Genomic DNA, 7,907 nt, shown 5'->3' with positions numbered 1-7,907 from the left:
ATCTCTTGAATTAAATAATTTTGCTGATTAATTTGATCAAATAAATTGTACGTTTTTTGATTTATGACGGAAGTCTAGTAAATGTCGATTATTCAACGACTCTAAAAATTGATCAGGTTATGCCTTTAGAAACCACCACAGATTTGGTTTATCAAAATAAGTTTTTACCAAAATTTCCCCTTAAATTAGATATTCCTATTAAATTGGATGTGCCTTTTAATTTAAAACGTAGTTATACCGTTCCCGTTAAAATTGTTTTTGATGGTCCTGTTTATTTTGAATTCGATGAACCTGTAAATTTATCGGTGAAACATCAGTTTAAACCAAGCCTAAACGTAAATGATCCTATGGAAATGGGGAATGTCTCGTCATTTAATGCCATCATGTATAATTCTGTGCCAAAAACAAAAGCAAATCTTGATATGCAAATGACCTTACCTCTGCGCAATGTTCATCCTTGATAATTAAATAAATTGGCTAAATTTTATTTTTTATAAGGATCCTATTTGCAAAACTAAAAGCATCTGCTGGATTAAAGATAAAACAGATCGTTATAAATGGAATTGTTCCATTTTCTATTCGAGAATTTTATGAAAATATGGCAGAATAGGCGGTTTTAGAGTTTTTAGAGGATTGGCAGATGCGCTTTGTTGATGAAGCAGTCATTACCGTAGAGGCTGGCGACGGTGGCAATGGCGTAGCCAGTTTTCGCCGTGAAAAATTTGTACCATTTGGTGGCCCAGATGGTGGTGATGGCGGACGTGGTGGAAGTATCTATATTCAAGCTGATGACGATACAAGTACGCTAGTCGATTACCGTTACACACGTAAATTCCGTGCTGAGCGTGGAAAAAACGGTGCAGGTGCTAACTGTACTGGACGTGGTGGTGAAGATGTGGTTTTAAAAGTACCCGTTGGTACAACAATTGTTGATACAGATTCAGGCGATATTATTGGCGATTTGGTTGAAGACGGCCAAAGAATTCTGGTTGCTGGTGGTGGTGAAGGTGGTTTAGGTAACACTCACTTTAAATCATCAACTAACCGAGCACCACGTAAATGTACGACTGGTACAAAAGGTGAGTTTCGCGAAATTCGTCTTGAATTAAAAGTATTGGCAGATGTTGGTTTGCTGGGTATGCCAAATGCCGGTAAATCTACTTTCATTCGTGCTGTAAGTGCTGCAAAACCAAAAGTGGCAGATTATCCATTTACAACCATGGTTCCAAACTTGGGTGTAGTCGATGCTGACCGCCATCGTTCATTTGTAATGGCCGATATTCCTGGGTTAATCGAGGGTGCAGCAGAAGGTGCAGGTTTAGGGATTCGTTTCCTTAAACATTTGGCACGTACTCGTATTCTTTTACACATTATTGATGTACAACCAATTGATGGTTCAGATCCAGCGCATAATGCAAAAGCGATTATGAATGAGTTGGTTAAGTTTTCACCAACTTTGGCGAAACTACCAGTTGTTTTAGTACTCAATAAACTTGATCAGATTGCTGAAGAAAGCCGTGAAGAGTGGTGTCAGCACATTCTAGACGAACTAGAGTGGACTGGACCTGTCTTTAAGACATCGGGCTTATTAAGCGAAGGTACAAAAGAAGTTGTGTATTACCTGATGGATCAGATTGAACAACAACGTGAACGCGAAGTTGAAGATCCTGAATACGCAGCAGAAGTAAGAGCTTTCCGTGAACAACTAGAAGTTGAAACACGTGAACAAACCATTGCGGCAAAAGAAGCATATCGTGCAATGCGTCGAGCACAACGTCTCGAAAGCATGATGGACGATGATGATGATTTTGACGATGATGAAGACGACAATGATGTAGAAGTCATCTACGTTCGTGACTAGAAAACCGAGGGAAACATGATAGAAGTGGTCGATGGGCAACGTCAGCTCAGTGAGTGTAAACGAATCGTTGTTAAAATCGGATCATCTTTACTTACAGCTAATGGGCAAGGTTTAGATCTAGATGCTATTTCGCATTGGGCGAAACAGATTGCAGATCTGCACAATGCTGGACACGAGATTATTTTAGTGTCATCAGGAGCTGTAGCAGAAGGTATGGTTCGTATGAAGCTTGCGAGTCGACCCACCGATCTACCCAGTCTACAAGCCTGTGCTGCAATTGGGCAGATGGGCTTAATTCATACTTGGTCTAGTGTGCTTGAAAACCACGGTATTCGTACTGCTCAGGTTTTATTGACTCATGATGATTTGGCAGATCGCCGTCGTTATCTGAACTCTTGTGATGCTTTGCAAAACTTGATTGATTGGCGTGTGATTCCTGTCATTAATGAAAATGACACGGTGTCTACCGATGAGATCCGTTTTGGTGATAATGATACTTTAGCTGCGATGGTGGCAGGTCAGGTTCATGCCGAATTACTGATCATTTTAACCGATCAGCAAGGTATGTTTGACTCAGATCCGCGTCATAATCCTGATGCTAAATTACTCTCTACCGTTCGTGCTATGGATGATGATTTATTCGATATGGCCGGCGGCGGTGGTGTACTCGGGCGAGGTGGGATGGTCACTAAAGTTCGTGCTGCACGTTTAGCTGCTAAATCGGGCTGTCCAACCCTCATCGCGAGTGGCGAAAGTGATAATGTCCTGTCACGTGCGATGGCAGGTGAGATGCTAGGCACTTTGTTTACTACAGATAAAGACCGCATGACTGCTCATCAACAGTGGCTTGCTGCTCATTTACAAACAGCGGGTCGTCTTGTGATTGATGATGGTGCTGTTGAAGCGATTAAATTGAAGCATCGCAGTTTACTCCCTGTCGGAGTTAAAAATGTTGAAGGACATTTTGATCGTGGTGATGTGGTTGAATGTGTCGATAAACAAGGTAAACGTATTGCGGTAGGTCGAGTGAACTTTAGCTCACGATCAGCCGAAATTATTAAAGGCTTAGCCTCAGATAAGGTTTATCAAGTGTTAGGTGAAGCTCGTTCACTTGAAATGATTCACCGTGATCATATGGCAATTTATTAAGTTGTGTTCAAATAAAAAAGCTCGCTTTATGCGAGCTTTTTTTCTGGTGTTAAACGAGGTAAAACACGGTCTTCACCTACCATATATGGATGTGTGGCAAGACTGAGCATATCGAGGTCTTCTGAACTATTACCATAAGCATAAATCTGGTGGTAATGCTGTAGCGTATATTGCTGATGTATTCTCAACTTCTTTTGTTCACTACTACAATCTGGAGTGGAGTAGTAACCAGTCATCATACCGTTTCTAATTTGAGTTTCGGTACAAATCAACTCGATATCTAGTAACTTGCAAAGTGGAACAAGATAGACATCAATTGAAGCCGAAACTAATACGACCTGATCACCACGTAATTGATGGTGTTGTAACTGAGTAAAGATTTCTGGCGAAAGCGCAGAGACTAATTCTTGTGCGTATTCTTCACCTAATCTTTGCAATTCAATTGCAGGGGTATCTTTAAACATGCTACGGAATAACTTGGCACGCATAGCATGGGCTGGATAAAAGTTAAGATAGTAGGCTTGAATCCATGGTAGAATTTTTAAGCCTTGCTTAACAATGTGGCGCTTAGATAAAGCATAAAAGATGAACCCTGTAAAACTATCTTTACTACACAAGGTTCCATCAAAATCGAACAGGGCGAGACTTTTTATAGTCTTATTCTTTTCGCTCGTTGCATACATGTTTCATATCGTCCGTTTACGCGGGTTGCGTACCAATTAGTATTATAATCACGACTTAATTTAGGCCCAGAAATCACTACTTGAGGCATAATTGCATAGAGTGGCTCTTTGCTAGTTTTGGATTTATAAAGTTTAGTCAGCGCAATATAAGTTTGAGTACTCTCAAACTTTTTCTCTTTTTCTAATTTAAGATCATTACGAATTTGTCTTGGTGTAACTAAGATATTATTTTTTGCAAATACCGTAATCAGCTCTTTTTCTGACTCGCTTTGAGTTGCGCGCGGATCACCATCTTTTGTATAAAGAAGTAGATCGCCATCAAGGCTTATATCTTTATCAGTAAGTTCTCGTAGCATTTTTTGAAAAGCTGCATTACGGCTAGAGTACATACCAGAGTTATAATCCGCAAAACGATAAATAGCTTTATCATAGTCTGCCGGATAAACCATTAAACGATGTATGCCGTAATATAAACCACCATATTCAGTATAGAGATCATCGCGAAGCGCAGCAGTACTCATACTCGAACGCTTGTTTGCTTTTGCATAATTAATATGAACTTGCATTGAGCCCAAAGTCGTAATAGGGTTCATTTTCTCGCCAATATCTTGACCAACCAATTTGGCTGCGCCAGTTAAGGCACTCACATGATAATGTTTAGCCATGAAGTCGAAAATTTCTCGGTAAAGTAAGTCGAGTTCTTTCTCGGTTTTAACTTTACGCATTTGACTCATATAGTTGTTATCAGGAGAGGGCTGAGTTCTTAGAACTTCTTCAAAATAACCAGCAATTGTTCCACCAACAGTTTTGCCAAGTTTATCTTCAAATTTTTCATTTAAACGTGTACTCACTTCCTCAACAGCCTTTTGTCCTAATCCAGACACCTGAGGGTTGGCAACAAAGTTAGATTCTTGATCGACAACGGCAATAATACTGCAGACATTTTTTTTATTTTTTTGAATATCTAACCCTCTCATGATGTCATCGATATCATTTGCCCATGACTCACGGTCATGCACACGCGATGGAATTAGACGTTTAATCTGTTGGCTTTCTAGTTCAGGCTCATCATCGTTTGACCACCAAGCTTTATCACCACAAGCAGCTAAACTCATGCATACGGCAGCCATGCCGAATGATTTTAATAAAAAACGGGAAGACAACGGTTTGTTCATGGCGAGGAAAGCACCTGCATAAAAAGATGAGCCGATTAAGCGGATGAAGTATACTATGTTGATCATCAATTGTATGAATATATATGTATATTGGTCCCTATCAACTGTCAAATAATTTAATTGTTGCTCCTATGGCTGGAGTTACTGACCGTCCATTTAGAACACTCTGCAAGTATTTTGGCGCAGGCCATGCAGTCAGTGAAATGATGACTGCTGATAAAACTTTGCGGATGAGCAAAAAGAGCCTCTATCGTGCAAATTTTGACGGCGAACTCGCTCCAATCTCTGCTCAAATTGCAGGTTCTGATCCTGAGCAATTAGCAGAGGCTGCACGTTATCAAGTAGCAAATGGCGCACAAATTGTTGATATCAATATGGGATGTCCTGCCAAGAAAGTATGTAACAAACTAGCTGGTTCAGCATTATTACAAGATGAAGACTTGGTGGCGCGAATACTTGATGCAGTTGTCGCTGCTGTTGATGTTCCCGTGACTTTGAAAACCCGTTTGGGATTTTTAAATGGTCAGGAAAATATTTTAAGAGTAGCAAAAAGGGCAGAAGAAGCGGGGATTGCCGCACTAGCTTTACATGGCCGTACTCGCGAAGACATGTATTTAAATACAGCACGTTATGATTTGATCAAACATGTTAAAGAATTAATCAATATTCCACTGATTGCAAACGGTGATATTGATAGTCCTGAAAAAGCAAAATATGTACTCGACTATACAGGGGCAGATGCAATTATGATTGGTCGCGCTGCTCAAGGTCGACCATGGATTTTTCGTGAAATTGCTCATTATTTAAAAACTGGTGAACACTTAGCTGCACCTAATATTGAAGAGGTGAAACAGGTACTACTAGGCCATTTATCAGAACTTTATCAATTTTATGGTGAATACTCTGGCTGCCGTATTGCCCGTAAACATATTGCTTGGTACACCAAAGGATTACGTTCGAGTAATGAATTCCGCCAAAAGATGTATAAAGTTGAAAGTACTGCTGAACAGGCAATAGTAGTCGAAAATTATTTTAATCAGCTATTGGCTGAAGGAAATTTGATGAGTGATGTTCAGGTTGAGCAGGTTAACTTATTAGAAACTCATTAAATAAAAAGCCAGTATCTGATTACTGGCTTTTTTAGATTTACTCATCTTCTAGCATTTCTACGACTAACTGGTTAACCAGATCAGCAGCATCTAGCTCTCGTATTTGCGAGACATTACTACCTGCCCAAAAAGCACCGAAGCCATAGTCTTTATTCTTGCTTGCAATGGCATTTAATTGCTTAGCTAAATCATATGCATATGGATATTCGGGTTGAGGAGGGCGATTTGGTAAATCAATTTGTGTGTGCCAATGGTTGAGCAGGCCACGGGCTGGACGGCCAGAAAGACTGGCGCTGATTTGTGTCACAGGCTCATTAAATAAAGCTTTACGATATTCGGCTGATGCATTTGATGTATGGCATTGAACAAATGCTGTTCCGAGTTGAACAGCAGTAGCTCCTAAGCTCAACATATATCGTGCTTGTGCGCCATTCATAATACCGCCAGCGGCTACCACAGGTCGTTTGCAATGCTTGACAATAAGGTGTACTAAATCACTCGTTTTAATTGCTGCATCAAAGGTTTTATTAAAGATTCCACGATGTCCACCAGCCTCAATACCTTGAGCAATAATAATATCTATACCAGCCGCTTCAATGGCTTGTGCTTCAACTAAATTAGTAGCAGCAACCATCGTGATAATTCCTACATCTTTTAATGCCTGAATTTGATGGGGATGGGGAATCCCAAAATGAAAACTGACCGCTTTAGGTTTGGTTTCTAAGACGACATTTAGAAAATCATCGTTATCAAGAAAACTTGGATAAATACAGTTTAAGTTTTGAGGAGGCTGTTCTCCGAACTTTTCAAATTGTGGGCGTAAATATTCAATCCATTGTGTTGAGGTTTGAGGGTTAAGTTGTTCGGGTTGATGGCAGAAAAAATTAACCTGAAATGATTTTTCTGTAAGTGTTTGGGTTTTTAAAATCTGTTCCCTAGCACTTTGCGCCGTATTTGCGCCTAGACCTAAGGACCCAAGACCACCCTGATTAGAAACTTCTGCTGCAAGTTCAGGTGTAGACACACCTGCCATAGGGGCAAGAAAAATCGGATGTTTAATTTCAAGTTGTTGTAACAGGCTCATTTTATTCACCTCATTTCTTTCTCTTCACCATAACGTGAAATCAGAAGTAAGAGCAAATAATATTGGGCATTTAGTTTTTAAATATTTAGTTCTTAAATATTTATAAGTTCTAATTTTTTAAAGTGGAGTAACATGAAATAAAGAGCCGATCCAGCTTGAAAAAGCCATCGCTAAAATTCCCCATAAGGTAATGCGCAAACTTCCTTTAAGTTTAGATGTACCTGCAAAATGACTTGATAGCGCTCCTAAAAAAGCTAATGAAATAATGCCAAATATTAAGACTGTTTTTTCGATCCATATATCTGGACTGAGTAAAATAGCCAGCATAGGAAACAATGCCCCAAATGAGAATGAGCCAGCTGAAGCTAATGCGGCTTGAATAGGATTTGCTGCGGTATTTTCATGAATACCAATTTCATCACGTGCGTGAGCCCCTAATGCATCATGATTTGTAAGTTGGGTAGCAACTTGTCGAGCTAAATCAGGTGTTAAGCCTCTGGTTATATAAATTTGGGTGAGTTCATCTAATTCGCGCTGCGGATACTTTTTGAGTTCTTGTGCTTCAAACTTTAAGTCTGCTTTTTCAATATCTTCTTGCGATTTTACGGAAATATACTCTCCGGCAGCCATAGAAGTTGCACCAGAAATTAAACCAGCAATACAGGCAATAAGTAGAGTATGGGCCGAGGCCCCACTTGCTGCCATTCCCATGATTAGACTAGTAACAGAAATAATCCCATCATTAGCCCCTAAAACGGCAGCTCTTAACCAACCTGAGCGGTGAATAAAATGATGTTCTGGATGTTGAGAAAAGGACATATTTTTCCCTACTTGTAGTTATAAATT

The 7,907-nt window shown here is 39.8% G+C and carries 7 protein-coding genes and 1 pseudogene; 4 read left to right on the top strand and 4 right to left on the bottom strand.

Annotation, left to right across the window (positions count from 1 at the left end; genetic code table 11):
• Positions 1 to 77 precede the first annotated feature (77 nt).
• The 3 genes and pseudogenes from HJG58_RS14690 to proB form a co-directional block, all read left to right on the top strand.
• Positions 78 to 461: pseudogene (locus tag HJG58_RS14690) on the top strand (hypothetical protein); the annotation flags it as partial.
• Between the two features lie 179 nt (positions 462 to 640).
• Entirely contained in the window at positions 641 to 1,861 is a 1,221-nt protein-coding gene (cgtA, locus tag HJG58_RS14685; protein WP_016140310.1) for an Obg family GTPase CgtA, read from the top strand.
• A 15-nt stretch (positions 1,862 to 1,876) separates the two neighbouring features.
• A complete protein-coding gene (gene proB / locus HJG58_RS14680) occupies positions 1,877 to 3,010 on the top strand; it encodes a glutamate 5-kinase (protein ID WP_002118789.1) in 1,134 nt (377 codons plus the stop codon).
• 26 nt (positions 3,011 to 3,036) lie between these two features.
• Here the strand turns inward: proB and HJG58_RS14675 are convergent, their stop codons facing one another.
• Together HJG58_RS14675 and HJG58_RS14670 are read right to left on the bottom strand one after the other, a co-directional pair.
• A complete protein-coding gene (locus HJG58_RS14675) occupies positions 3,037 to 3,693 on the bottom strand; it encodes an HAD-IB family hydrolase (protein WP_170249484.1) in 657 nt (218 codons plus the stop codon).
• Entirely contained in the window at positions 3,660 to 4,868 is a 1,209-nt protein-coding gene (locus HJG58_RS14670) for a DUF1615 family protein (protein ID WP_216076584.1), read from the bottom strand. The genes HJG58_RS14675 and HJG58_RS14670 overlap by 34 nt, the downstream gene beginning before the upstream one ends.
• Before the next feature lie 83 nt (positions 4,869 to 4,951).
• On the opposite strand from HJG58_RS14670, the gene dusB reads away from it, so the two are divergent.
• Positions 4,952 to 5,977, top strand: coding sequence for a tRNA dihydrouridine synthase DusB (gene dusB, locus HJG58_RS14665; RefSeq protein WP_046811698.1), 1,026 nt, complete (start codon positions 4,952 to 4,954; stop codon positions 5,975 to 5,977).
• Positions 5,978 to 6,014: 37 nt separating this feature from the next.
• On the opposite strand, the gene HJG58_RS14660 is transcribed toward dusB, so the two are convergent.
• Together HJG58_RS14660 and HJG58_RS14655 are read right to left on the bottom strand one after the other, a co-directional pair.
• A complete protein-coding gene (locus HJG58_RS14660) occupies positions 6,015 to 7,061 on the bottom strand; it encodes an NAD(P)H-dependent flavin oxidoreductase (protein ID WP_170249483.1) in 1,047 nt (348 codons plus the stop codon).
• Positions 7,062 to 7,178: 117 nt separating this feature from the next.
• Positions 7,179 to 7,880 carry a VIT1/CCC1 transporter family protein gene (locus HJG58_RS14655; RefSeq protein WP_086265432.1) on the bottom strand — a complete coding sequence of 234 codons (702 nt, stop codon included), beginning with the start codon at positions 7,878 to 7,880 and terminating at the stop codon, positions 7,179 to 7,181.
• Positions 7,881 to 7,907: the final 27 nt, after the last annotated feature.

The organism is Acinetobacter geminorum, assembly GCF_013009345.1.
GTDB classification, from domain to species: Bacteria; Pseudomonadota; Gammaproteobacteria; order Pseudomonadales; family Moraxellaceae; genus Acinetobacter; species Acinetobacter geminorum.
The sequence above is the reverse complement of the archived record's forward strand: the minus strand, read 5'-3'. Positions and strand labels throughout refer to the sequence as shown.